We start from the raw sequence: 244 nt of genomic DNA, 5'->3' as shown, positions 1-244 counted from the left end.
ATTGATTGATTTTTCCTCGATGGGTATAGGAGGTTTATAGAAATTGATGGATCACTTTCCCAGTCGTCTAAAACGATTTTCAGCTGCCCATTTAAAACACTATTTCTAATATGCCAGTCGGATAGTAATGCAATCCCATGACCTGACTCAGCCATACCCAAAACGCTATCTCCCAAAGTTGATGAGAAAATAGGAGTCAACTTTATCGTTGTTCGCTCACCTCCCTTTATGAAATGCCAATTAC

At 39.3% G+C, this 244-nt stretch carries 1 protein-coding gene; it reads right to left on the bottom strand.

Annotated elements, in window-relative coordinates:
* On the bottom strand, positions 1-230 hold a 230-nt coding region (locus tag SB749_RS20510), incomplete at its 3' end, for a LysR substrate-binding domain-containing protein (RefSeq protein ID WP_410711934.1).
* Positions 231-244: the final 14 nt, after the last annotated feature.

The organism is Brevibacterium sp. SIMBA_078, assembly GCF_046534565.1.
Classification (GTDB): domain Bacteria; phylum Actinomycetota; class Actinomycetes; order Actinomycetales; family Brevibacteriaceae; genus Brevibacterium.
Note: the sequence above shows the minus strand (reverse complement) of the source record. Positions and strands in the feature narration are given on the sequence as shown.